Source organism: Muricoccus vinaceus, assembly GCF_042433125.1.
In the GTDB taxonomy this organism is placed as follows: Bacteria; Pseudomonadota; Alphaproteobacteria; order Acetobacterales; family Acetobacteraceae; genus Roseomonas; species Roseomonas vinacea.
The window spans coordinates 169,483-194,031 of record NZ_JBHLVZ010000033.1 but is presented as its reverse complement, the minus strand read 5'-3'; the positions used below and the strand labels follow the sequence as shown (position 1 = coordinate 194,031).

The window sequence follows — 24,549 nt, the reverse complement described above, 5'->3', positions numbered from 1 at the left end:
GTCGCCGACGGGCCCGTCGATACCATCATCGAGAACATGCTCGCCCAAGCCTGAATACACTCAGCGGGGCGCCTCGCGAAATCCGGCACCCGCCTCGCCTTGTCCCTCTGGCCTGGCCGCCTTACCGCTGATCCGGATGGAACGCCCGATACAATGACCTTGTGGCTCGATGTGGAGGATCTCTTCCGCCACGCGCTGCGGAATCCGCGCCCGGGCGACATCCAGCGCCTGTGCTTCGGGCTTTACACGGGGCTGGTGCAGCGGCTGGGCGGCCGCGTGCGCTTCTGCCGCCGCGACCCCGTGGGCGGCGCGCTCCGCGCCGTGCCCTGGGAGGCCGTGCAGCAGCTTTTCGCCGGGCTGCTGGAACCCTCCGCCGAACCCGCGCGCGGCCCGGCCCCCATCCCCCCGGCCGCCGGCCGTCGCGGCGGGCTGCTGGGCCGCTTTGCCGGCCGCCTGCCGCTGACGGTGCGCGAACCGCTGATCAAGGCCCTCATCGCCCAGCGCGCCGCCGCCGCCGCCCAGCGCACGGCGCTGCGCCACGGCACCCTCTCCCTCCGCGCCGCCCCGCTCCTGTTCCAGGCCCCTGCCTCCGGCGAAGGCGAGGTGGTGCGCGGCGAGGACATCCGCGCCCTGGCCGGGCCGGAGGACGTTCTGGGCGTGCTCGGCTCCCCCTGGTTCCACGACGACGACGGCACCTTCGTTGCCCGCGCCACGGCGGGGCGGCCCATGCGCACCGCGCTCCTGATCCATGACCTGATCCCCCTGCTGCGCCCGGAATGGTGCGATGCCGGGCAGGCGCGGGCGTTCTCGCACTGGTTCAACGGCTTCGCGCCCCGGGTGGACCACCTTCTCGCCATATCCGAGGCCACCGCCCGCGACGTGGAGCGCTGGTCGGTGCGGGAGGGGGTGCCCCTGCGCCTGCCCGTGCGCACCATTCCCATCGGAGCCGGCTTCCTCGGCCCGCCCGTGGCTGCCGCAGCCGCCCTGCCCATGGGGCTGCGGCCCGGCGGCTACGCGCTGGTCGCCTCCACGATCGAGGCGCGCAAGAACCACCTCCTCGCCTTTCGGGCCTGGCGCCGCATGGCGGAGGAAATGGCCCCCGAGCTTGTGCCCAGCCTGGTGTTCGCCGGGCACATCGGCCGGCTCGTGCAGGACCTGCTGCAGCGGATCGGGAGCTGCGGGCATCTCGGCGGCAAGATCGTGGTGGTGGAGGACCCGACCGACACGGAGCTGGCCGCCCTTTACCGGGGCTGCCGCTTCACCCTGTTCCCCTCCCTGTACGAGGGCTGGGGCATGCCGGTGACCGAGAGCCTGTGCTTCGGCAAGCTCTGCATCGCCTCCGACCGCAGCTCGCTGCCCGAGGCGGGCGGCGCCTTCTGCCTCTACATCGATCCCGACAACATCACCGCCGCCACCGGGACCATCCGCCGCGCCTGCACCGACGACTCGCTGATCGCGCAAAAGGAGGCGGAGATCCGCGACGGCTTCCGCCCGCTGCCCTGGCGGCACTCGGCCGAGGTGCTGGCCGCGCATCTCGGGCTCTCGCCCTGAGGCCTTAACCCTGAGCGGCGGTCCTAGCCCGCGACCAGCTCCGACAGGCAGCCCGCCTCCGTCCGGCGCTCGGTTCCCGAAGCACGGGCGGCGGCCCAGGCCACGCGCGGCACCCTGGCGGCGCGCCCCGCGCCGTCCTGGTAGAGCACAACGTCCACCGCGCAGTTGCGGCCCTGGTAGAGCCAGATCTCCGCATCCCCTTCCGGCCGGCGCCGGGTGGGCTGGCCGAGCACGGCGATCACCCCTTCGCGCGACTGCCCGAGCAGGGAGGCCACGCTGCCCGGCGCGGCGCGCCCGACGGGCGCCATGCCGCGCGAGCGGGCCTCGGCCGGGGCCTCCACGGCGGCCATGCTGGCGCGGTGGCTTTCCAGCACCTCCTCCAGCACGCGGCTGGCGGTCTGGTCCGGTGCCGGGGCGCAGCCCGCCAGCGCCAGCGCCACCCCGGCCGCCAGCAACCGGCCCAGCGCGCCCGCCGGGGGCGGATGGGGCTGCGCTGCGCGGTGCCGGTTGCGGCCGCCGGTCGACGCGTTCATGGCCGGTCCTGGCTTCGGGCGGGCTGCGGTGTGGGTGGGCAGGGCGCCCGCGGGCACGCCCCGAGGGGCGCCCCCGGGGCTGGCCGCGCGTCAGTAGCGGGGCTGGGCCAGGTTCGGCGTGGCGTATTGCGGCGCACTGTCCGGCTGCGAGGCCGGGGCGAGCGCCTGCGGCGGCGCGGCGGCCTGGGCATCGGTCAGCATCTCCATGCTGCCCGAGAGCTGCCCGCCCTCCTCCACGGAAAGCCGGCGCGTGCGGGCGGTGCCCAGCACCCGGCCGGTGGCGCGGATGGTCAGGGAGCCGCGCGCGGTGATGGTGCCGTCGAACACGCCGGCGATCTCGGCGTCCTCGACCTGCACGGCGCCCTTGAACACGCCGGAATGGGTGATCTGCAGCTCGGTCGCCTGGATCATCTGGCTCTCAACCGTGCCGTCCACCACCAGGCGCTCGGCATCCGCCACCGTGCCCTGGAGGGAGATGCCCTTGCCCACCACCAGCGTGCGGCGCTCGGCGGTGGCCGGGCGGGCCGCGGGGCGGGGCGGCATGGTCACGCCGGGGGCAGTGGGGACCTGGGGCGCGGTGGGCTTGGGCGGCAGGCTCATGACAGGGTCCTTGGGGGCTTGGCCCGGAGTGGGACGAAAGGGGGGCATCGCCAGGTCCGGATCGCGCGAGACCGGCACGGTCGTGGGCTCGGTCGGCCCCTGGTCGGCGGGGCGGCGGCGGAAGACGGACATGGCTGTTTCCCCTGCAGGCAGGCGATCGTGGTCTGGCTCGGCGAAACGCCCACCGGGCCCGGCCTGCAAGGAAGCTGCACGCCGCGGGCCAGAATGGGCGAAGGGACCGGCGCGGTGGGAACCCCCCGGCCCCGCACCTGCGCCCTCCGGCTATCACGGTCCGGAGATCGGGCACAACGGGAGGATGCGGGCGCGGCGCGGATAATTGCGCAAACGGCGGGCGGGCCGCGCTTTCACCCGGCCCCGCCGCAGGGTGGGGGGGGTCCTGCCCGGAGCGGCGCCGCGTGCTATGGCGGGCGCCGGCAGGCTCCCCGGGGCGCCGCGAGAGAGCGAGAGGACGGCACGGCATGGCCCAGGCAACACAAACGGGGACGGGGCAGGCGGCGCTCGACATCCTCGGCATCGGCAACGCCATCGTGGACGTGGTCGCCTCCGCCTCCGAGGCCACGCTGGACGGCTGGGGCATGGCCAAGGGCTCCATGGCCCTGATCGACACCGCGCGCGCCGAGGCCATCCACGCCTCCCTTTCCGCCAGCGTGCAGACCGGCGGCGGATCGGCCGCCAACACCTGCGCGGCCGCGGCCGCGCTCGGCGCCCGCGTGGGCTATCTCGGCAAGGTCGCCGACGATGCCTCCGGCCAGGCCTTCGCCGCCGACCTCAAGGCGCTGGGCATCCGCTTTCCCACCGCGCCGCTCAAGGGCGGCGATCCCACCGCCCGCTGCATCATCCTGGTCACGCCGGACGGGCAGCGCACCATGAACACCTATCTCGGCGCCTGCGTGAGCTTCGGGGAGGAGGACGTGGACCAGGCCTCCGTGGAATCCGCCGCCGTCACCTACCTTGAGGGCTACCTGTTCGACCCGCCGGCCGCGCAGAGCGCCTTCCGCCGCGCGGCCTCCATCGCCCACGGCGCCGGGCGCTCGGTGGCGCTGACCCTGTCGGACGGCTTCTGCGTCGGCCGCCACCGCACCGCCTTTCTCGACTTCATCACGCGCGACTGCGACATCGTCTTCGCCAACGAGGACGAGGCGCTCTCCCTGTTCCAGGTCACGGACGTGGAGGAGGCCACCCGCGCCTTCGCGGCCACCGGCAAGCTCGTCGCCCTCACCCGCAGCGAGAAGGGCAGCCGCATCATCGGCCAGGGGCAGGTCGTCGAAGTGCCGGCCGCGCCCACCACGGTGATCGACACCACCGGCGCGGGCGATGCCTATGCCGCCGGCTTCCTGGCCGCCCATGCACGGGCCCTGCCGCTGGCGGAATGCGGCCGCTGGGGCAGCGTGGCCGCCAGCGAGGCGATCTCCCATTTCGGGGCCCGGCCCCAGGCCGACCTCAAGGCGCTGGTCGGAGCCTGAAACTCGCCGGCCCGCCCGGCGGGCCGGCGCCGGGCATCGAAGCGGCCCGGGCCGCCGCCCTGGCCCACCATCCTCCGTCACCAGCACAAGGCAAGACCATGAAACCCTCCCTTCCCGCTCTCGCCGCTGCCCTCGCGGCCGTCACCCTCGCCCATCCCGCCCTCGCCCAGTACGGCATGCCCCCCGGCGGCAGCGACCCCGCGATCCGCGAGATGCAGCGCGAGCGGGCCAGCCCGGCGGTGCCCTATGTCCCCTCCCAGAACCGCAACGCCGCCATGGCCGATGCCGCCGGGGTGGACACCGCCCGCGGCCTGATCGCCGAGGCCCGCGCCGCCCTGATCCGCCGCCGCGCCGGCGCCGCCGTGGAGGCGCTGGAGCGCGCCGAGACCCGCCTGCTGACCAATTCGGTCATCGCCACCGAGGCTTCCCGGCCGCAGGGCAGCGCGGCGCTCAGCCAGATCGCCGCCGCCCGCCGCCTCGCCGGCCAGGGCGACGCGCGCTCGGCCCTCCAGGCGCTGGACCGGGCCGAAGAAGCCCTGATCGCCACCCCGAGCGGCCCGGGCGCCATCCCGCTGCCCGAGACCGTGCCGACAGGCGTGGACGTGCCGCCGCCCGTGCCGCCCTCCGCCCGGCCGCGCTATGGCCGCCCCAGCCCGGTGCCGCCCGCCCCCTACGTCCCCGGCGAGGCCGCTCCGCCCCGCGGCTGAGGCCATCCCACCTCCTCCCGCGCGCCACATGAGCGGAGCGCATGCTGGGGGTGGGCGGGGAGCATCGCGGAATCTCTCGCAATTCGGCGTGCGACACGCTATCTGTGCGCTGCAACAAGCCGAACCGCCGAAGAAAGGCCCCGCCGCCCAACGCGCGCGGGGTCTTCCATATGGATGGAACTTCGAGCGAAGGCCGCCTCCCCGCTGGGGGATGCGAAACGGGCGCGACCGGTCTCCTGCTCAGGCGAACCGACATCGCGCGCACCGGGACCGGGCGGGAACGCCGGGGCCCCGGCCAGACGAAGGACACCGCGCGATGACACAAAGCATCCGCAACGTGGCGATCATCGCCCACGTCGACCACGGCAAGACGACCCTCGTGGACAACCTGCTCAAGCAGGCCGGCGCCTTCCGCGCCAACCAGCAGGTCGCCGAGCGCGCCATGGACCGCAACGACCTCGAGCGCGAGCGCGGCATCACGATCCTCGCCAAGTCCACCGCGGTGGAGTGGAAGGGCGTGAAGATCAACATCGTCGACACCCCTGGCCACGCCGACTTCGGCGGCGAGGTGGAGCGCATCCTCTCCATGGTGGACGGCGCCATCGTGCTGTGCGACGCCGCTGAGGGCCCGCTGCCCCAGACCAAGTTCGTGCTCACCAAGGCGCTGGCCCGCGGCCTGAAGCCGATCGTGGTTATCAACAAGGTGGACCGCCAGGACGCGCGCGCCGACGAGGTGCTGAACGAGGTGTTCGACCTCTTCGCGGCGCTGGGCGCGAGCGACGAGCAGCTCGACTTCCACACCATGTTCGCCTCCGGCCGCCAGGGCTGGGCCGACCTGACCATGGAAGGGGCCCGCAAGGACCTGTCGCCCATGTTCGACCTGATCCTAAGCCACGTGCCCGAGCCCACGGTCGACCGCGACGCCCCCTTCGCGATGAACGCCTCCATCCTGGAGGCCGACAACTTCCTCGGCCGCATCCTGACCGGGCGCATCGAGCAGGGCACCGCCCGCACCAACATGCCGGTGCGCGTGCTGCGCCAGGACGGCTCGATCGTCGAGACGGGCCGCCTGACCAAGCTGATGACCTTCTCCGGCCTCGACCGCGTGCCGGTCGACGAGGTGCAGGCGGGCGACATCTGCGCCATCGCGGGGCTGAGCGACGCCACCATTCCCGACACCATCGCCTCCCCCGAGGTGACGGAGCCGCTGCCCGCCATTCCCGTCGATCCGCCGACGCTGAGCATGACCTTCCGCATCAACGACGGCCCGCTCGGCGGCCGCGAGGGCAAGAAGGTCACCTCCCGCCAGATCCGCGACCGCCTCTTCAAGGAGACGGAAGGCAACGTCGCCATCAAGGTGAAGGTGTCCGAGGAAGTGGACGCCTTCGAGGTGGCCGGCCGCGGCGAGCTCCAGCTCGGCGTGCTCATCGAGACGATGCGCCGCGAGGGCTTCGAGCTGACCATCGGCCGCCCCCGCGTGCTGACCCGCGAGAACCCGGAGACGCGCGAGAAGGAGGAGCCCTTCGAGGAGGCGCTGATCGACGTGGACGAGGCCTATTCGGGCGTCGTCGTCGAGAAGATGTCTCTCCGCAAGGGCATGATGCAGGACATGCGGCCCTCGGGCGGCGGCAAGGTTCGGCTGACCTTCCACATCCCGTCGCGCGGCCTCATCGGCTACCACGGCGAGTTCATGACGGACACGCGCGGCACCGGCATGATGAACCGCCTGTTCCTGGGCTATCAGCCCTGGGCCGGGGCGATCGAGGGGCGGATCAAGGGCAGCCTGATCTCCAACTCGGACGGCGAGGCCGTGCAGTACTCCCTCTTCGCCCTGCAGGAGCGTGGCGCGCTCTTCGTGGATCCGGGCGTGAAGGTTTACGTGGGCATGATCCTCGGCGAGCACTCGCGCGAGAACGACCTCGACGTGAACCCGATCAAGGAAAAGAAGCTCACCAACATCCGTGCCGCCGGCAAGGACGAGGCGCTTCTGCTGGTTCCGCCGCGCCGGATGAGCCTGGAGCAGGCCATCGCCTATATCGAGGAGGACGAGCTGGTGGAGGTCACGCCGACCGCCATCCGCCTGCGCAAGCGCTACCTCGACCCGCATGAGCGCAAGAAGCACGCCCGCCGCTCGGAGAGCGAGGCGGCGTGAGAACCGGCCGGGGGGTTCGCCCCCTGGCGACGCGCTGAAGAAAACCCCGGCGGGCCTCCCGCCGGGGTTTTTCGTTATCCGAACAGGCCGGCCTGCCCCGGCAGCCGGTCCGTCACCCCGGCCGAGCGCGGATTCCACCACCAGCGCCCGCGGGGCCCCACCACCACGCCCGCCTGGTGCCGCGGCCCCGGGGAATGGCGTGCCTCCCCCGCCAGGATCGCCTGGCCGCGCGGCGTCGGCGCGTGCGGCGGATCCCGGCCCAGCAGCCGCACCGTGCCCGTGGAAAGCCGCTTCACCACGTCCCGCAGGATCAGGTCGGTGGGCGCAAACACCGGGTCGGCCGCCCGCAGGTGGCGCAGCAGGGCGTCCTCGCCCACCACGCCCCCGGCCGCCGCCCGCATCACCAGCCGCTCCGTCAGCCCCAGCCCGTCCGTGACCCAGGGCAGGTCCTGCAGGTGCCGCCGCATGGCCCGTGCCAGGTGCGGCAGGGGCAGGGCGCGGCGGGTCATCGCGTCCAGCACCGTCGGGTCCTCGGCGGCAAAGGCTTCCCAGGCCGCGGCCCCCGCCTCCACGGCGGACCAGGGCAGCGGCTCCGGCGCCAGCGCGTCCAGCTCTGCCTGTGGCATCTCCGCGAAGCCACGGCGCCCGTCGCAGGGCATCAGCCAGAGCCGCCCGGCCAGTGCCGGCCAGTCGGCCAGAACGGAAAGCAGGCGGATCAGCACCGCCTGGTCCCAAAGGTCGTGCTCGAACCAGAGCAGCACGCGCCCGTGGCGCGGCAGTTCCCGGAGCGCCGCGTATTCCGCCGCCAGCCGCGCCCGCACCGCCGCGGCGCCATGGGCGTAGTGCCCGGCCACGAAGGCGGCGCGGCGCGCGAGGTAGCCGTCGGGGAAGGCCCCGTGCACCGGTCCCTGGCAGACCGGGTCGGCCAGGCAGAAGAAGGCACCGGGCACCCGCCCCCGGAGGTCGTCCCCGCAGCGGACGGAGGCGACGCCTTCCATGCGGATCAGAGCGCCCCCGCCTGGAGAGCCCGGTGCGCGATGTCGCGCCGGCAGAAGCCCCCGGGCCAGTCCAGCGCGTCCACGGCGCGATAGGCCGCCTCCCGCGCCGCCCGCAGGTCCGGTGCCGAGGCCCCGATCCCCAGCACCCGCCCGCCGGCCGACACCACTGCCCCGTCCGCCCCGCGCGCCGTGCCCGCCTGGAACACCCGAGCGCCCGGCACGGCGGCCGCGGCCTCCAGCCCGCCGATCCGCTCGCCCTTCGCGACCGCGCCGGGATAGCCCCGAGCCGCCACCACGACGACAAGCGACGGCTCCTCCGACCAGTCCAGCGAAACACCCGAAAGATCCCCCGCCGCCGCGGCCGCCAGCGCCGGCAGGAGGTCGCCGCGCAGGCGCATCATCAGCGCCTGGCACTCGGGGTCGCCGAAGCGCACGTTGAACTCGATCACGCGCGGCCCGGTCGCGGTCAGCATCAGCCCCACGAAGAGCACGCCGCGGAAGGGCGCCCCGCGCCGGTTCATCTCAGCCAGCACGGGCTCCACCACCCGGGCCATCACCTCGCCCCGCACCGCCTCCGTGAAGGCGGGCGGCGGGGAATAGGCGCCCATGCCGCCGGTGTTCGGGCCGGTGTCGCCATCCCCCACGCGCTTGTGGTCCTGGGCGGCGGCCAGCGGCAGCGCGCGCACACCGTCGCAAAGGGCGAAGAAGGAGGCCTCCTCCCCCACCATGCATTCCTCGATCACCACGCTCGCCCCGGCCTCGCCGTGGACGCGGCTTTCCATGATGTCGGCGATGGCGGCCTCCGCTTCCCCGACCGTCGCGGCCACCACCACGCCCTTGCCGGCCGCCAGCCCGTCCGCCTTCACCACGATGGGCGCGCCCTGGGCGCGCACGTAGTCCCGAGCCGCCGCGGGGTCCTCGAAGCGCCGCCACGCGGCGGTGGGCGCGCCGGCCGCGTCCAGCACCTCCTTGGTGAAGGTCTTGGAACCCTCCAGCCGCGCCGCGGCGGCGCTTGGCCCGAAGCAGGCGATGCCCTCCGCGGCCAGCGCGTCGGCCAGCCCCAGCGTCAGCGGCGCCTCCGGCCCCACCATGACGAGGTCCACCGCGTTCTTCCGCGCGAAGGCGACCAGGGCCGGGATGTCCTCCGCGCCGATCGCCACGCATTCGGCATGGGCGGCGATGCCGGGGTTGCCGGGCGCGCACCAGAGCTTCACGAGACGCGGGCTTTCCGAGATCCGCCATGCCAGCGCGTGCTCGCGGCCACCGCCGCCCACCAGAAGGACCTTCATGCGCGCAGCCATCCCCGAAAGCGAAGCGGGGGGCTTATAGCAACACCGGGCAAAGGGATCGCCCCGGCCTGCCCATTTTTCCGGGGCCCGGGGGCTGCCTCAGGTCACCAGCGGGAAGAACACGCAGAAGCCGGTTCCTTGCGCCTGCTTCATCGCCTCCAGCCTGCCGCCCACCTGCTGCACCAGCCGCCGCACCAGCTCCGTGCCGGAACTGCCGGGCCGGAGCGGTCCCATCCCGACACCATCGTCCTGTACAGAAAGTCGCCCTTCGCCGGGGGGCGCGACGTGGAATTCCACCCGGATCACCCCGCCCCGTCCCTGCGGGAAGGCGTGCTTGAGGGCGTTCGTCACCAGCTCGTTCACCACCAACCCCAGAGGCACGGCGCGGGAATGCGGCATTTCCGCGCTCTCCACCGAGGTTTCGATCGCCACCCCGTCGCGCCGCTGGGACAGGTTGCCGCAGAGGGCCTGCAGGTAGTCGGCCAGGTCGATCAACCCGGTGTGGCTCTCGGGATTGAGCTGGTCATGCGCCACCCCGATCGCGGCAATGCGGTCCAGCACATGCCCGAGCATTCGCCGCGCCTGCTCGTCATGGAGCCGCCTGCGCTGCATCACCAGCAGGGACAGCACCAGTTGCAGGTCGTTCTTGCTGCGGTGCTGGAGCTCGCCCCGGAGCATCCGCTCCCGCGCCAGGGCCCGCGCGGCATCGGCCGCCGCCCCGACCACCTGCTGCTCCCCGATCCGCCCCCGCAGCGCCAGGCCCAGCGTGTGCCCCATGGCTGAAAGAAAGCGCACGTCGTCCTGGCCGAAATGACGGGGCTCCTGGCTGTCCACCTCCAGCACGCCCCAGACATAGCCATCCACCGTCACCGGCACGTTCAGCAGCGACACGATGCCGTGGTCCCGCAGCAGGCCGGAATAGCGGTACTCCCCGTCGTTCGGCAGATCCTCCACGACGTTGGGCAGCCGGGTCTGCAAGGCTTGGCCAGGGGGCGAGGCGAGGTCCGTTCCCAGGCTCACATGGCCAACCACCCCCGGCCCCCAGCCCACCCCGGCCACCACCAGCAGGTCTCCCGCCTCTGGGCGGTAGCGCAGCACCTTGGTGTGGCGAATGCCGATGCCGCGCGCGGCCTGCAGGCATGCCAGCTGCACCAGCCGGTCCACCTCGCTGCTTTCCGAGGTCATGCGGCCGAAATCGTTCAGGATCTCGCCATAGCGCCGCAGCCGCGCAAGCTGGTCCTCGATGGGGGGCAGGGCGTCGGCTGTCATGAATGGGAAAGGTGCTCCGGCCACAACCGCATCGGAAGGCGGGGGGTGGCCCAAGGTTTCACGCGGGGCCGCGCCGCGGCGCGTGGCGCCCGGACGCGTCCGGCGCCATAATCCCCTCCAATGGACGGCAGCCCCGGCAACATCCCCGAGTACAGCGTCTCCGAGATCTCGGGCGCGGTGAAGCGCACGCTGGAAACGGCCTTCGGCCGCATCCGCGTGCGCGGCGAGATCACCGAGTTCAAGACCTATCCCTCCGGTCACTCCTATCTCTCCATGAAGGACGAGGCCGGCACCATTCGCGCCATCATCTGGCGCGGCGCCCTCTCGAAGCTGGCGGTGCGCCCGGAGAACGGGGTGGAGGTGATCGCCACCGGCAAGATCACCGCCTCCGACAAGCGCTCGGACTACGCGCTGCAGATCGAGAAGCTGGAATATGCCGGCGAAGGTGCGCTGCTCGCCCGGATCGAGAAGCTGCGCCTGCGCCTCGGCGCCGAGGGGCTGTTCGACGAGAACCGCAAGCGCCCCCTGCCCTTCCTGCCCGAGGTGATCGGCGTGATCACCAGCGAGCGCGGCGCGGTGCTGCACGACATCCGCACCACCCTGGCCCGCCGCTTTCCCCGCCGCGTGCTGCTGATCCCCGTGGCCGTGCAGGGCCAGGGCGCGGCCGAGCAGGTGGCCGCCGCCATCGCCACCATGGGTGCCCTTTCCCCGCTGGGCCGCGTGCCGCGCCCGGACGTGATCATCGTGGCCCGAGGCGGCGGCAGCCTCGAGGACCTGATGGCCTTCAACGAGGAGGTGGTGGTGCGCGCCGCGAGCGCCTCCCCCATCCCGCTGATCTCCGCCGTCGGCCACGAGACCGACACCACCCTGATCGACTTCGCCAGCGACCGCCGCGCCCCCACGCCCACGGCGGCGGCCGAGCTGGCCGTGCCGTCGCGCGAGGAACTGCTCGCCGCCCTCCACCAGCGGGCCACCCGCCTGGGGCGCGCCGCCCATTCCGTGCTGGACCGCGCGCGGCTGCGCCTGGGCCGTGCCTCCTCCGGCCTGCCGGATCTTCCGGCCCTGATCGCTGCCGGCCGCAACCGGCTGGAGGACCGCAACCACCGCCTGCAGCTCGCCCCGCGTGCCCTGATCGCGGCCAAGCGCCGGCTGCTGGAGGGAACGGCCGCCCGGCTCCCCCGCCCGCAGGAGGCCATCGCCGCCCGCCGCGCGGCGCTGTCCCTGCTGGAGCTCCGGATCGGCGGCGCCACCCGCGCGGCACTCGGCCGGCAGCATCGCGCCCTCGCCGGCCTGCCCGATCCGGCGCCCCTGCTTCGCGCCCGCCTGCGCGAGGCCCGCGCCCGCCAGACCCGCGCGGCGGAGCGCCTAGAGGCCGGCGCGCAGCGCCGCCTGGCCGAGCGCGCCGCCACCCTGGCCCGCATCCCGGATCCGACGCCCTTCGTCGCCGGCCATCTCCGCCAGTGCCGGGCCGCGCTCCGCGGGCTTTCCGCCCGGCTGGAGGGCGCCTCCTACCAGGCGCTGCTGGAGCGCGGCTTCGCCCTGGTGCGCGACGCGGCCGGCCAGCCCGTCACCGCCGCGGCCGCCGTGGCACCGGGCCAGCGCCTCGTGCTGCAGTTCGGCGACGGCAGCCTGGGCGTCACCGACGACCGGGCGAAGCGGCGGGACAAGGGCGGGGCGGCCCAGGAAACGCTGCTCTGAACCGGGCCGGGGACGTTATCGCCCCACCCCTTTCCATTCCTGCCACCCTGCCGGGAGCTTCCATGGCCAACCACGCAAACCCGGAACCGCCGCGCCTGCCCCGCCGCGCAGCACTCGCCCTTCCGGCCCTGCTGCTGGCCCGCCCCGCCGCGGCAGCCCTGGTCCTGCCCGAGCGCATCACCCAGGGCGCGCTGGTCACCGGCCGCGCCGACCCCGGCACGCGCGTCACCTTCGAGGGCCACGCGCTGCGCGTCTCGCCCCAGGGGGTCTTCGCCTTCGGCCTCGGCCGCGACGCCGGGCCGCAGGCCACGCTCACCCTCGCCGCGCCAGGCGGCGCGCGCGAGGAGCGGCGCATCGCCGTGGTTCCCCGCGAATGGGACATCCAGCGCCTGGAAGGCCTGCCCGGCCGCATGGTCACGCCGGACGCCGAGGCACTGGTCCGCATCCGCGCCGAGCAGGAGCGCCTGAACGCCGCCCGCCGCACCGACACGGCCATTCCCCACTTCGCCGAGGGCTTCGACTGGCCGGCCCGGGGCCGCATCAGCGGCGTCTACGGCAGCCAGCGCATCCTGAACGGCCAGCCCCGTGCGCCGCATCTGGGCCTGGATGTCGCCGTGCCCGTGGGCACGCCGCTGGTCGCCGCCGCCGGCGGGCGCGTCACCCTGGCGGAGGATCTCTACTTCACCGGCAACACCCTGCTGATCGAGCACGGTCACGGCGTGACCACGCTCTACGCCCACATGTCCCGCCTCGATGTGCGCCAGGGGGAGCCGGTGTCCCGCGGCCAGGTGATCGGCGCCTCGGGTGCCACGGGGCGCGTCACCGGGCCCCACCTGCATCTTGGCCTGTTCTGGCTCGCGACCTCGCTCGATCCCCGGCCGGTCCTGCCGGGCTAGGAAGGGCCGGCCCGCTCAGGCGATGACGGGGCGCAGGTCCGCCAGGGTCGTGGCGGAAGGCATCGCGGGCACGGGCAAAGGCGACACCTGCCCTGCCGGCAGGGTCATGTCATGCGCCTGGGCCTCCCTGGCGCGGAACGCCTCCAGAGCGGACCGGCCACCGCGCAGGAGCACGCGCGGCGGGAAGTAATCCCGGCCAGGAAGCGGAACGCGCATTGGCTTCTCCAGAATGTCCCCGCGAGCGAGCATCACGGCACCGCCACGCGCCCAAGTTGTTAATGAAATGTTTCTCTTTTCATAGAAGCACACGTGGCCCGCATTGCTGCAGCCACGCGGCCGGACCACTCAACGGCTCCCCGCCCAGCCCGTTTCAGCGGCCAATATCGTTTTCGGCGTCCGCATAAGAGCTGGATCGCACTGAACGCTTTCCTGGGCTCCGCCTCGGGAGTTCAACCATGCGGCTTCCGGTGAAGCGCCTTCCGTCGCGGTGCCGTTGACCGCCATCCTCGGCAACAACGGCGCCGCCCCGGCAGCGATCAAGGCGACGGCGGCCGGGCTGATGCACCTGGCCGTGCCCGGCGTGCTGTTCCGGCGGAGGGCCTGATGGAGCGCCTTCGTGCGGCGGGGCCGGGCCCGCATAAGCGGCGCGACCATGCGCACCGCACTTGGCCGCAGCCGCCCGGCTTGGTGCGTCCTAGCCCGGCGCCCCTGCCGCGTTGCCGGCCGGCCCGGGCAGCGCATCGCCGGGCGAGGCCCCCGCCACCACCCGCCCGTCCTCCATGGTCACGATCCGGTCGGCCAGATCCAGGATACGCGGGTCGTGCGTCACCAGCAGGATGGCCGTGCCGCGGGACCGCGCGAGGTCGCGCAACAGCCGCACGACCTCCCCCCCGCTCACCCGGTCCAGCGCCGCCGTGGGCTCGTCCGCCAGGATCAGCCCGGGCGAACCCGCCAGGGCGCGCGCGACCGCCACGCGCTGCCGCTGCCCGCCGGAAAGCTGGCCCGGGAGCTTCTCCACCTCCTCCGCCAGGCCCACGGCGCGCAGCATCTCGCCCGCGCGGGCCAGCCGCTCCGGCTCGTGCATGGCGCCGTCCAGCTCCAGCGCCATGGCCACGTTCTGCCGTGCCGTCAGGAAGCCCAGCAGGTTGTGGCTCTGGAAGATGAAGCCGATCTGGCGGCGCAGGCCGACGCGCACCGCCTCCGACGCCCCGGACAGCTCCTGGCCCAGCACCCGGCAGGACCCGGCCTGCATCGCCCGCAGCGCGCCCACCAGCGTCAGCAACGTGGTCTTGCCGCTGCCCGAAGGTCCCGTGAGGATGACGATCTCCCCCGGCGCCACCCGAAGCGACACGTCCCGCAGCACCTCGCGCCGCAGCGCGCCGTCGCCATAGGCGAAGGTCACGCCATCCAGCTCCACGGGGTCGCCCAACATCAGAACATGTCCGCCGGATCGGCGTCGCGCAGCTTGCGCGTGGCCAGCAGCCCGGCCACCGCGCACATGGCGAAGATCATCAGCAGCACCCACATCGCGCGCTCGGCCGTCATGTTCAGCGGGAGGAAGGTCGCGTCCGCCACCACGCCGTAAAGGATGGAGGCGATCACCATGCCCGGCAGGAAGCCAAGCAGCGCCAGGATTCCCGCCGCCCCCAGCACCACGCGCGAGAGATGGCCGTTGGAATAGCCCATGGCCTTCAGCGTCGCGTATTCCTTGAGGTGCCCGGCGATGTCGCTGAACAGGATCTGGTAGACGATCACCATCCCCACGATCAGCCCCATCAGGCTGCCAAAGGAGAAGATGAAGCCGATCGGCGTCGCCTCCTCCCAGTAGCGGCGCTCATGCGCCCGCAGCTCCGCCTGGGTCAGCACCGCGACGTCCGGCGGCAGGAAGGCGCGCAGCGCCGCCTGGGCCACCAGAAGATCCGCGCCCGGCCGGAGCCGGATCGCCGCCAGGTCCACCAGCGCCGCGCGGCGCGCGCTCACGATGCGCCGGAAGTTCACCTCCGACACCACCGCGTTGCCGTCCGCCCCGAAGGAGGAGCCGAGCTCCACCGTGCCGACCACGCGCAGGTCGCGGTTGCCGATCTGCACGGGAAAGGGCCCCCGCGCGGCCAGCATGGCCGTCACCGGCCCGAATTCGGGGCGCGAGCGCGCGTCAAAGGCGAAGCTGTCCGGCTGCTTCAGCGCCTCCCGGACGGAGGCGAGGCCGGGCAGGTCCAGCACCCCCGCCTCCACGTCGAAGCCGATGAGCTGGATGGTGCGCCGCGTGCCCGTGTCCGGGTTCCGGAAGCTGGACTGCGCGAGGTAGACGGGCGCCGCCGCCGCCACCCCTTCCACCGCCAGCGCCTGGGAGACGCGCACGCGCGGGATCGGCTCCGGCCGGAAGGAGGCGAGCGTCATCGGGCTCATCAGGAACAGGTCCGCCCGCATGGCGCCGATCAGCGTCGTCGCGCTCTCGAACAGGGCCGAGCGGAAGCCGAGCTGCATGAACACCAGCATGCAGGCGAACATCACCCCCGCGATCGCCGAGGCCAGCCGCGCCTTCTCCGAGCGGAGCTGCCGCCAGGCCAGCCGGATCGCCAGCCGGGTCGAGGCGCCGAGACCAGGCGGGCGGGGCGCCTGGCGCGCCGCGGGGCGGAGGTCGGTCAGGGCGTTCATGGCCGGATCGCCACCTGCACCTGCATGCCCGACCGCCGGGACAGCGCCGCCCGCGCCGCGTCGTCCAGCGTCAGCCGCACCTCCACCGTGCGCGAATCCACCGCGGCCACCGGATCCGTGCCCGCCTGGGTCGTGCGCCGGACCACCCAGCCGATCTCGCGAACCACGGCGGAAAGCCGCGCGGGCTCGCCCGGCACCACCACCTCCGCCACGGCGCCGGGGCGCAGCCGGGGCAGGTCGGTCTCGTACACGTCGGCGACCACGTCCAGCCGCGACAGGTCGCCCATCTCCAGCACGCCCTCGCCGCCCACGGCCTCGCCGGCGCGCGCGATCACCCGCAGCACCGTGCCATCCGAGGGCGCGCGCAGCCGCGCGAGCGCCGCATCGGCCCGCGCCCGCGCCAGCCCGCCCTCGGCCGCGGCCAGATCCGCCCCGGCGCGCGCGATGTCCTCGGGCCGGGGCCGGCGCAGCGTTTCCAGCTCCGCCTCCGCCGCTGCCCGCTCCGCCGCGCGCTGCGCCGCGAGATAGCGGTTGCGCTCCGCGCTCACCGCCGCACCGGCGCCCGAGGCCACCAGGGACTGCGACCGCCCGGCATCGCGCAGCGCGGTTTCTTCGGCGGCCCGCAGCGCCTCGGCGCGCGCCTGGGCAGCGGCCACCTCGCTCGCGCTGCCGCCCGCCCGGGTCCGGGCCAGCGTGGCGGTGGCCTGCGCCACGCGCGCCGTGGCCTCCGCCACCGAGGCGTCGCGCTGGGCCGCGTCCGAGAACTCGGCCAGCACCTGCCCCGTCACGACCTGGTCACCCTCGGCCACCATCAGCCGGTCCAGCCGCGCGCCCGTGGCGGGCGCCGCCAGCCGCCGGATGCGCCCTGCCGGCTCCACCCGCCCCAGCGCGCCGACGCCCACCGGCCCGGCCGCCTCGGCGGCAACCGGGGCGGGCTTCGGCGCGAAGGGGCCGATCCCCGCTGCCCAGGTGCCGATCCCCGCGCCCCCGGCCAGCAGCAACGCCGCCATCCATCCCAGCCGGCTCATGACGCCGTCTCCAGCAAACCGTGCAGCGTCGCCCGCAGGGCCGACAACTCCTCCGCTCCCGGCTCGTAGAGGCCGAAGAGGCGCGCCATGAACAGCCCGTCTCCCGCCATCATCACCGCCGAGGCAACGCCGGCCGGCGTGCCGTCCGCCACCGCCTCCGCCCGGATGCGGCGGAAAAAGGCCCGGATGGGGTCCAGCAGCGCGGGGTCATGGTGGAAGGCCGCCAGCAGCACCGCCGCCGTGCGCTCATGGGCCTCGGCGATGCCGGGCTCGTCGAAGGTGAAGGCGAGGCAAGCGCGGACGGCCCGCGCCGGCCCCTCCGGCTGGGCCGCGAGGATGGCCGCGTAGTCGGCCGTGATCCGGTCCGCCAGGCGCTGCATCAGCGCCACCAGAAGCGCCTCCTTCGAGGCGAAGTGATAAAGGAGCCCGCCCTTGGAGATCCCCGCCTCCCGCGCCGCGCCCTCCAGCGTCAAGGAATGGACGCCGCGGGCGCGCACGATGGCCTCTGCGGCATCCAGCACGCGGGTTCGGGCGCCGGGGGGCGGGACGGGATCGAGCGGCATGCCCTCTTACTATACCGTCCGGACGGCTTTTCCACCGTTTTCCAACCGTCCGGACGGTACAGCGAGCGATTCCGCCTCAGGCCGCCTGCAGCACGTGAACGGTCCGGCCGGCCACCATCTCCCGCGAGGCCCGGCCATAGGCGACCATGTGCGGCGCCGCCCCGTGCGCCCGCAGCGCCTCGGCGCTTTCCCACTTCTCGATCACGATGAAGCTGTCCGGCCCGATCGGCGCCTGGGCCGGGCCGAAATCGGGCAGGTCCACCACCGGCACGTATTCGATGCATCCCTGCTCGGCCAGAACGGCCGGCACATTGGCCTGGAACAGCCGCAGCAGCGCCTCCCGCTGGCCGGGCTTGGCGGTGATGACGGCAACAACATGGATCACGCGGTTCTCTCCCCTGGGTGAAGGGGCAGGCTAAGCCGGACGGCCGCCGGAGGGCAGCCCACTCAGCACCCGTGGAAGCCACCCCCGGGCAGCGGCGCGAGTTCCAGCACGCCCAGCACCCGGAAATCCCCGCCGGGCTCCACCAAGGCCAGCGCCCCTTCCGGCAGCGCCCGCCCACCCACCGCCGGCCCGGCGATCATCACCAGCGGCGTCCGGTGCCCCACCAGAAGCCGGTTCCCCCCGGCCGCCACGGGCGCCGAGAGCAGGCGCCGGTGCCCCGCCATCACCGCCGCCAGCCGCCCGCCGGCATAGTCATCGGCCAGCAGGTCGTCCGTCACCCGCACCCGCGCCGGGCCGAAGGCGGCCTCGGCCGTGTCGCGCGCCCGGAACACCGGGCCGGCCAGCACCGGGAACTCCAAGGGAATGCCCAGCTCCGCCAGTCGCCGTCCGACCGCCTCCGCCTGCGCCCGCCCGGCGGGGGAGATGTTGCGCTGCCCCTCGCGGTCCCCGACGCGGAAGGACCGGTCGCAGGGCTCGCCCCTGGTGTCCGCGTGGCGCAGGAACAGCACCAGCCCGCCCGCGCGCAGCCGCGCCACCAGCGCATCGCCTTCCCCCGTGCCCGGGCGGAGCGGGGACAGCTCCTGCGCCGCCGCTGGCCGCGCGAGCAGAAGGGGAAAGGGAAGGGAAAGAAGGGCGCGCCGGATCATCCGCGCATCCTGCCACGCGCGAGGCCCCCCGCGAGGCCGGCATCGCGCCCCACCCATGTGCGGAGGCACCGTTCCGCCGCGCGCGGCTTTCCGCTAAGCCCCGGCCATGCGCTACGTCTCCACCCGCGGCGAGGCCGCCCCCCGTTCCTTCGAGGCCGTGCTCCTGGCCGGCCTGGCCGAGGACGGAGGCCTGTTCCTGCCGGAAACCTGGCCCACCCTCACCCTCGCCGAGTGGGAGGCGCTGCGCGGCCTGCCCTATCCGGACCTCGCCGCCGACATCATCGGCCGCTTCACCGGGGACACCTTCGCGCCCGGCGTGCTGCTGGCCATGTGCCGCGAGGCCTATGCCGGCTTCACCACCCCCGCCGTGTGCCCCCTGGTGCAGCTGGACGAGCGGCGCTTCGCGCTGGAGCTGTTCCACGGCCCGACGCTGGCCTTCAAGGACTTCGCCCTCCAGCTCCTGGGCCGCATGTTCGACCACGTGCTGGCCCGGCGCGGCGAGCGCATCACCATCGTGGGCGCCACCTCCGGCGACACCGGCTCGGCCGCCATCGAGGCCTGCCGCGACCGCGCCCAGCTCGACATCGTCATCCTCCACCCGGAGGGCCGCACCAGCCCGGTGCAGCGCCGGCAGATGACCACGGTGCACTCGCCCAACGTGCGGAACATCGCCGTCCACGGCGACTTCGACACCTGCCAGGACCTGGTGAAGGCCATGTTCAACGACGCGCCCTTCCGCGCGGAGATGAACCTTTCGGCCGTGAACTCCATCAACTGGGCGCGCATCGCGGCGCAGATCCCCTATTACGTCGCCAGCGCGCTCGCGCTCGGCGCCCCGCAGCGCGAGGTCGCCTTCAGCGTGCCCACCGGCAACTTCGGCAATGTCTTCGCCGCCTGGGCCGCACGCAGCATGGGGCTGCCCATCTCCACCCTGATCATCGGCGCCAACCGCAACGACATCCTGGCCCGCTTCATCGGCGCCAACGACATGACGGCCCGCCCGGTGGCGCCCAGCCTTTCGCCGAGCATGGACATCCAGGTGTCCTCGAACTTCGAGCGCCTGCTGTTCGAGCTGCTGGGCCGCGACGGCGCGAAGACCGCAGCCACCATGCGCGCCTTCCGCGAGACCGGCGCCATGCCCGTGCCCGACGCCGCTTGGCGCGCGGCCACCGCCCTGTTCCGCGCCCATGCGGTGTCCGACGAGGAAACGGTGGCGGAGATGCGCCGTCTGCACGACCAGGGCTATGCCGCGGACCCGCACACCGCCGCCGGCACCGCCGCCAGCCATCACAGCCCGCCCGATGACGCACGCACGCCCATCATCGTCGCCGCCACCGCCCATCCCGCGAAGTTCCCGGACGCGGTGGAGCAGGCCACGGGCGCGCGCCCGGCCCTGCCGCCGCACATGGCGGACTTGTATGAGCGCGAGGAGCGCTTCACGGTGGTGCCGAACGACCTCGCGACGATCGAGGCCGCCGTGCGGGCGCACGCGCGGCGGAACATGTAGCGGCTCCCGGCGGAGACCGGGAGCCGGGCACGGTGCTCACTTCGATGAGCACCGCCAGTGTCAGAGAATGAAGTCGGTCTGCTGCAAATTGAGGCCAGTGCCGTTCAGGGTCGCGACGAACTCGGCGCTCGACAGGTTTCCGTCGATATCGACCTGAACGATCGTCTTCCCGGCATTCTCGTGCCAAGTCACGCTATGGACTGCGCTGAACGTCTGGCTCTGGCCTCCATAGCTCAAAGGCGAGCCGCCCGGAGTTCCATCGATCGCCCTCAGGTCGATGAGATCACCTTCGGAACGGCGGAAGTCGGTGATCGTGTCGCCGGTGTCTAGGGAGCTCAGGAACAGGAACGTGTCCTGCCCCGCGCCGCCAGTGAGGGTGTCCGCGCCATAACCGCCAATAATGAGGTCTTCACCGTTACCACCATCAATCCGATCGTGGCCTGAGCCGCCGTAAATCGTGTCGTCGCTCAAATTGCCACCCAAGTCGCTTATCGTGTCGTTACCACTTCCGCCATAAACAAGATCGCTGCCGTTGCCGCCGTTGATGGCGTCTTCGCCCGATCCACCATAGATCGTGTCGTTGTCGTTCTCGCCACTGACCGCATCATCACCGGTCTGGCCGTAGAGCCTGTCAGCGCCATTGTTGCCGTTGATGCTGTCGTTGCCGCCTCCGCCGTAGACCGTATCATCACCGTTCCCGGCGCTCATGATGTTAGGGCCGGAGGTACCAACCAGCACGTCATTATTGCGGGTTGGATTCAGTTTTACCTCGGCCGGCCCTGCTGTGTCATTGTTTCTGTCGTTGGGATCGTTCGCGGTGTTGATTGGAGAAGGAATGGAGATGCTCTCACTCACGTCCTGCACCTTCACGGTGATCGTCTGCCTGTCCGTGAGCGCCCCGTCCGATGCCTGCACCGTCACAACGTAGAAGTTGTTGGCATCGCAGTCCGCCGGGTGCTCGTAATCGGGAGCCGTCTTGAAGGTCAGGACCCCAGTGTTCGAAATGTTGAACAGGTTGCTATCACCTCCGGCCACGATCGAGTAGGAGATCGTGACGCCGTCCACGTCGGATGCGTCCACGTCGGTCACTGCCGCGGTGCTGTTTTCCGGAAAGGAAATCGCAATCGGATTGCCGGCATTGGGCGCGGTGATCACGGGTGCATCGTTGACGCCGTGGATGGTGAAGCTCACCTGCCTCATGGTGTCATCGAAGGCCTGGACCGTGAAGGTGTCGGTCTTCGTCTCGCCCGCCCCAAGATACTGCACCGCCGAATTGGCGACGGAGTAGGTGTAGGTGCCGTCCGCCCCAAGGATCAGCGCGCCGAGGTTGCCTGCGGCCGAGCCCACCACCGTCTTGAACAAGGCCTGACCCTGGTCGGCGTCGCTGATGGAGATCTCCCCCGTCGCGCGCAGCGTGGTCGGGTCGGCGTCCTCCGTCACCGCCGAAACCATTGGCATCCCGATAACGGCGGCGTCGTTCACCGCCGCCAGCGTGAAGCTCTGGGTTGCCGGGACCGCGGCACCGGCCGCATCAACCACGCTGTAGGTCAGATTGACGGCGCCGTTGTGGTTCGCCGCTGGCGTGATGGTGAAGGTGCCGTCCGCGTTGACCGTCACCGTGCCATGGTCGGCAGCCAGGCCGCTGACCGACAGGATTGTGTCGTCCACGTCCGAGAAGCCGGCCAGCAGGTCGGCGGCGCTCACCGTGTAGGCAGTGTCCTCGGTGCCCGCCACCAGGGTCGCCGCGGCCATGCCCTTGGGCGCATCATTCACCGCTGCCAGGGTGAAGCTCTGGCTGGCGGCGATCATGCCGCCCTGGCCGTCGATTACGTTGTACCTGAGGACGACCTCGCCGTTGTGGTTCGCCGCCGGCGTGATGGTGAAGGTGCCGTCCGCGTTGACCGTCACCGTGCCGTGGTCGGCCACCAGGCCGATGATCGAGAGCGTGTCGCCGTCCACGTCCGAGAAGCCCGCCAGCAGGTCGGCCGCGGTGACCGTGTGGTCCGCGTCCTCGGTGCCCGCCACCAGCACGGCCATGCTGCCGGTCAGCACCGGCGCGTCGTTGGTGCCGGTGATGGTGATGGTGACGGTCTTCTCGACCGTCCCGCCCTTCCCGTCACTGACCTGAAGTGTCCAGGTTTCCGTCACCACCTGGCTCTCGCCGAGGGACTGCGCCTTGTTGTTGTCCAGCGCATAGGTCCAGCAGACCGTGCCCGCCTGGCCGCCCGTGCTGTCCTCGGCGATGAATGCGGTCAGCTTTCCACGCGCCCCATCCGGTGCGGTGACGGAAAGCGTGTGGCCGTCCTTGAGATCGGCGTCGGTGAAGGTGAAGGCGCCGGTCGTGCAGAGCGCCGCGTCCTCCGCCACTGCCCCGCCCTGGTTTTCCGCGCCGACCACTTTCGGCCCGTCATTGGTACCCGTCACGGTCCAGCACACCGAGGCCGGGCTGCTGGCGATTCCATCCGACACCATGAACGAGACCTTCACGATCGTGGTCTCGCCCGCCGCCAGGGACTGGAAGGCGGCGTTGGAGGGATCCAGCGTGAAGGTCTTGGACAGCGCGTCATAGGTCACGCCCGCCGGCAGCGTGCCGGGCACGCCCATGACCAACAGCACGGCGCCGGGATCGCTGTCCGATGCATTGGCCAGCGCGTTCAGCGTGGAGGCCGCCCCGTCCTCGGCCACCGTGCCCTTCACCGCGCCCGACACCACCGGCACCGCGTTGACGACCTCGAAGCGCAGCGCCTCGAACTGCTTGATGCTGACGCCGATGGAGTTGAAGGTGAAGAAGCTGGACTGGTTGTTCTGCCCCGTCGTCAGCGTGCCGGCCATCAGCGCCTTCAGCATGTCCGGCTTGAGCTGGAACGGGTTGTCCGCCGTGGCCTTGATGTTCTGGTCGTAGAAGTTCAGCTCTTTCGGCAGCGTGGCGGCGTAGTCGTCGAGCTCGCCCTTGAGCGCCTCGAACTGCGCCCGCGACAGGCGGATCGTCAGCGTGTCGGTTCCGGCACCGCCATCGATGGTCTGAGTCGAACCGCCTGACACATAGGCAGTCGCATCATAGATCACGCGGTCCTGGCCATTTCCGGCGGAAATGCTTTCCTTGCCGAAGGCGGTCAGGAACGTGTCGTTGTTCTGGGTACCGGTGAGCACGATGCGCCTCCATGTCGGGTACGCAACGTCTAGCCGTTATCTCTTTTTTGATACAAGTCACATTTTGAAGAAACTTTGGCGTTGGCTCCCGGTTAACCCCTGTCTCCGCCACCTCACGCCTTCCCACCCGCCTGTCCGTCCGAGCCCACGCTTCTCCGGGCCCTTCGTCTCCGCCGCCCCCCCTGCGGCCAGCCGCGCTCCACCGTCTTGCCACCGGGCCTCTTGCCCAGATGCTCCAGCTTGTTTCTCGCCTTGCGGTTCTCATCCCTCAGCGGCACCGGGTGTTCCAGCGCAACGCCTGGGGACCGAAACTCCGGGATCACACCCGCCGTCTTGTTTTTGAGCCGCCATGTGCCGCTCCGCACGAGAATGGATGCCTCCCGATGGAACCTTTCGGCAGAGCTCCCGCGCCGGAGGGTGGTGGCGGGCGAGCCAAGCGGTTGATCCGGCGAACAGTTTTCCGCGCCTCATTTACACTCCGATGTTGAAGTTCCCTCTCAGGAACGGCACCTAAAAGCCCTGCCCGGCCGCAATCCCCCGAGTCGCACGCCACAGGCAGGCCGCCGGCGGCCCGCCGGAGTCGCGACAGGCGCAGGGAGGTTCGGGATGGCGCTGCTTCTCGCGGCCCTCGCCCTCCTGGCCGTCGCGGCGCTGCTGGTGCTGGTGCATGCCATTCCGGCCGAAACCGCCCTTCCCGAAGCGCCTCCCAGCCTCACGCCCCGCCAGTTCGAGCAGCACTGCGGCGACATTCTCGCGGCCCGTGGCTGGTCCGTCGCGGTTGGCCGCGGCTCGGGCGACCAGGGCGTGGACGTGCTGGCCCGCAAGGACGGGCGCGCCCTGGTGATCCAGTGCAAGCTCCACGCCCGCCCCGTGGGCAACAAGGCCGTGCAGGAGGCGCTCGCCGGGCGCGGCTATGCCGGGGCGGATGCCGCCGCCGTGGTTTCCAACGCGCCCTACACCGCGGCCGCCCATGCCCTGGCCGCCCGCGTGAACGTGCTGCTGCTGCATGTTTCCGACCTGCCGCGGGTGGAAGCCCTGGTGGACTGGCCGGCAACCCCGGCCACGCCCCTCCCACCGGCCCAGCCCGGCCGCGCCCGTCGCCGCCGCGCCCGCCGTGGGGAAGGCACGCCGTCCCGCCCCCGGGTCCCGGCCCGCCACCTGCCTGGGCCGGCGGTCGCGGCCCTGGTGCTGGCCGGGTTCATCCTGCTCTGCCCGAGCATGGCGCCCGACCACCCGCCCGCCGGGCCCCGCGGGTCGGCCCGCGCCGCCCTGCCGCTCCCTCCGCCCGCGCCGCCGCCGGCCCCGCGCTGAGGACGCAGGCCGGGGCCTCCCGCCGAAGCACCCGGGCTTTCGCCGCCCAGGCCCGAACGCTCCGCC

General features: G+C 72.4%; 21 protein-coding genes. 8 read left to right on the top strand and 13 right to left on the bottom strand.

Annotation, left to right across the window (positions count from 1 at the left end):
• Positions 1 to 153: 153 nt before the first annotated feature.
• Positions 154 to 1,551, top strand: coding sequence for a glycosyltransferase family 4 protein (locus ACFFIC_RS13625; protein WP_377051169.1), 1,398 nt, complete (start codon positions 154 to 156; stop codon positions 1,549 to 1,551).
• A 23-nt stretch (positions 1,552 to 1,574) separates the two neighbouring features.
• On the opposite strand, the gene ACFFIC_RS13620 is transcribed toward ACFFIC_RS13625, so the two are convergent.
• Positions 1,575 to 2,084 (bottom strand): hypothetical protein, encoded by a 510-nt coding sequence (locus tag ACFFIC_RS13620; RefSeq protein WP_377051167.1) that lies wholly within the window; start codon positions 2,082 to 2,084, stop codon positions 1,575 to 1,577.
• Between the two features lie 90 nt (positions 2,085 to 2,174).
• Positions 2,175 to 2,816 carry a bactofilin family protein gene (locus ACFFIC_RS13615; protein ID WP_377051165.1) on the bottom strand — a complete coding sequence of 214 codons (642 nt, stop codon included), beginning with the start codon at positions 2,814 to 2,816 and terminating at the stop codon, positions 2,175 to 2,177.
• Between the two features lie 347 nt (positions 2,817 to 3,163).
• On the opposite strand from ACFFIC_RS13615, the gene ACFFIC_RS13610 reads away from it, so the two are divergent.
• From ACFFIC_RS13610 to typA, 3 genes are all read left to right on the top strand, one after another.
• Positions 3,164 to 4,168 (top strand): adenosine kinase, encoded by a 1,005-nt coding sequence (locus tag ACFFIC_RS13610; protein WP_377051163.1) that lies wholly within the window; start codon positions 3,164 to 3,166, stop codon positions 4,166 to 4,168.
• Positions 4,169 to 4,266: 98 nt separating this feature from the next.
• Positions 4,267 to 4,875 (top strand): hypothetical protein, encoded by a 609-nt coding sequence (locus ACFFIC_RS13605; RefSeq protein ID WP_377051161.1) that lies wholly within the window; start codon positions 4,267 to 4,269, stop codon positions 4,873 to 4,875.
• Between the two features lie 316 nt (positions 4,876 to 5,191).
• Positions 5,192 to 7,027, top strand: coding sequence for a translational GTPase TypA (gene typA / locus ACFFIC_RS13600; RefSeq protein WP_377051159.1), 1,836 nt, complete (start codon positions 5,192 to 5,194; stop codon positions 7,025 to 7,027).
• Between the two features lie 74 nt (positions 7,028 to 7,101).
• Here the strand turns inward: typA and ACFFIC_RS13595 are convergent, their stop codons facing one another.
• From ACFFIC_RS13595 to ACFFIC_RS13585, 3 genes are all read right to left on the bottom strand, one after another.
• Entirely contained in the window at positions 7,102 to 8,025 is a 924-nt protein-coding gene (locus ACFFIC_RS13595) for a DUF1835 domain-containing protein (RefSeq protein ID WP_377051157.1), read from the bottom strand.
• A gap of 5 nt (positions 8,026 to 8,030) precedes the next feature.
• Positions 8,031 to 9,314, bottom strand: a complete 1,284-nt coding sequence (purD, locus tag ACFFIC_RS13590) for a phosphoribosylamine--glycine ligase (RefSeq protein WP_377051155.1) — start codon at positions 9,312 to 9,314, stop codon at positions 8,031 to 8,033.
• A gap of 99 nt (positions 9,315 to 9,413) precedes the next feature.
• The gene (locus ACFFIC_RS13585; RefSeq protein WP_377051153.1) at positions 9,414 to 10,583 is read right to left on the bottom strand and encodes a sensor histidine kinase; all 1,170 of its coding nucleotides are present in this window, start codon (positions 10,581 to 10,583) and stop codon (positions 9,414 to 9,416) included.
• A 120-nt stretch (positions 10,584 to 10,703) separates the two neighbouring features.
• Between ACFFIC_RS13585 and xseA the strand changes: the two genes are divergently transcribed.
• Together xseA and ACFFIC_RS13575 are read left to right on the top strand one after the other, a co-directional pair.
• Positions 10,704 to 12,281 carry an exodeoxyribonuclease VII large subunit gene (gene xseA, locus ACFFIC_RS13580; RefSeq protein WP_377051151.1) on the top strand — a complete coding sequence of 526 codons (1,578 nt, stop codon included), beginning with the start codon at positions 10,704 to 10,706 and terminating at the stop codon, positions 12,279 to 12,281.
• Between the two features lie 62 nt (positions 12,282 to 12,343).
• A complete protein-coding gene (locus tag ACFFIC_RS13575) occupies positions 12,344 to 13,177 on the top strand; it encodes a M23 family metallopeptidase (RefSeq protein ID WP_377051149.1) in 834 nt (277 codons plus the stop codon).
• A 15-nt stretch (positions 13,178 to 13,192) separates the two neighbouring features.
• Here the strand turns inward: ACFFIC_RS13575 and ACFFIC_RS13570 are convergent, their stop codons facing one another.
• The 7 genes from ACFFIC_RS13570 to ACFFIC_RS13540 all read right to left on the bottom strand — a co-directional run bounded on the left by ACFFIC_RS13570 (position 13,193) and on the right by ACFFIC_RS13540 (position 18,515).
• Positions 13,193 to 13,393, bottom strand: coding sequence for a hypothetical protein (locus tag ACFFIC_RS13570; RefSeq protein ID WP_377051147.1), 201 nt, complete (start codon positions 13,391 to 13,393; stop codon positions 13,193 to 13,195).
• 478 nt (positions 13,394 to 13,871) lie between these two features.
• Positions 13,872 to 14,609, bottom strand: a complete 738-nt coding sequence (locus tag ACFFIC_RS13565; protein WP_377051145.1) for an ATP-binding cassette domain-containing protein — start codon at positions 14,607 to 14,609, stop codon at positions 13,872 to 13,874.
• The gene (gene devC / locus ACFFIC_RS13560; RefSeq protein ID WP_377051143.1) at positions 14,609 to 15,832 is read right to left on the bottom strand and encodes an ABC transporter permease DevC; all 1,224 of its coding nucleotides are present in this window, start codon (positions 15,830 to 15,832) and stop codon (positions 14,609 to 14,611) included. Before devC ends, ACFFIC_RS13565 begins: the two co-directional genes overlap by 1 nt.
• The gene (locus tag ACFFIC_RS13555; protein ID WP_377051141.1) at positions 15,829 to 16,860 is read right to left on the bottom strand and encodes an efflux RND transporter periplasmic adaptor subunit; all 1,032 of its coding nucleotides are present in this window, start codon (positions 16,858 to 16,860) and stop codon (positions 15,829 to 15,831) included. The genes devC and ACFFIC_RS13555 overlap by 4 nt, the downstream gene beginning before the upstream one ends.
• Complete coding sequence (locus ACFFIC_RS13550) at positions 16,857 to 17,423, bottom strand: TetR/AcrR family transcriptional regulator (protein ID WP_377051139.1); 567 nt, start codon at positions 17,421 to 17,423, stop codon at positions 16,857 to 16,859. The genes ACFFIC_RS13555 and ACFFIC_RS13550 overlap by 4 nt, the downstream gene beginning before the upstream one ends.
• Before the next feature lie 76 nt (positions 17,424 to 17,499).
• Positions 17,500 to 17,808 (bottom strand): putative quinol monooxygenase, encoded by a 309-nt coding sequence (locus tag ACFFIC_RS13545; protein ID WP_377051137.1) that lies wholly within the window; start codon positions 17,806 to 17,808, stop codon positions 17,500 to 17,502.
• 62 nt (positions 17,809 to 17,870) lie between these two features.
• Positions 17,871 to 18,515 carry a histidine phosphatase family protein gene (locus tag ACFFIC_RS13540; protein WP_377051135.1) on the bottom strand — a complete coding sequence of 215 codons (645 nt, stop codon included), beginning with the start codon at positions 18,513 to 18,515 and terminating at the stop codon, positions 17,871 to 17,873.
• 106 nt (positions 18,516 to 18,621) lie between these two features.
• On the opposite strand from ACFFIC_RS13540, the gene thrC reads away from it, so the two are divergent.
• Positions 18,622 to 20,022: a threonine synthase gene (gene thrC, locus ACFFIC_RS13535; protein ID WP_377051133.1), complete on the top strand. Its 1,401-nt coding sequence runs from the start codon at positions 18,622 to 18,624 to the stop codon at positions 20,020 to 20,022.
• A 60-nt stretch (positions 20,023 to 20,082) separates the two neighbouring features.
• Here thrC and ACFFIC_RS13530 read toward each other — a convergent pair whose 3' ends face one another.
• Complete coding sequence (locus ACFFIC_RS13530; RefSeq protein WP_377051131.1) at positions 20,083 to 23,172, bottom strand: cadherin-like domain-containing protein; 3,090 nt, start codon at positions 23,170 to 23,172, stop codon at positions 20,083 to 20,085.
• A 606-nt stretch (positions 23,173 to 23,778) separates the two neighbouring features.
• Here ACFFIC_RS13530 and ACFFIC_RS13525 point away from each other — a divergent pair.
• Positions 23,779 to 24,483, top strand: coding sequence for a restriction endonuclease (locus ACFFIC_RS13525; protein WP_377051129.1), 705 nt, complete (start codon positions 23,779 to 23,781; stop codon positions 24,481 to 24,483).
• Positions 24,484 to 24,549 lie beyond the last annotated feature (66 nt).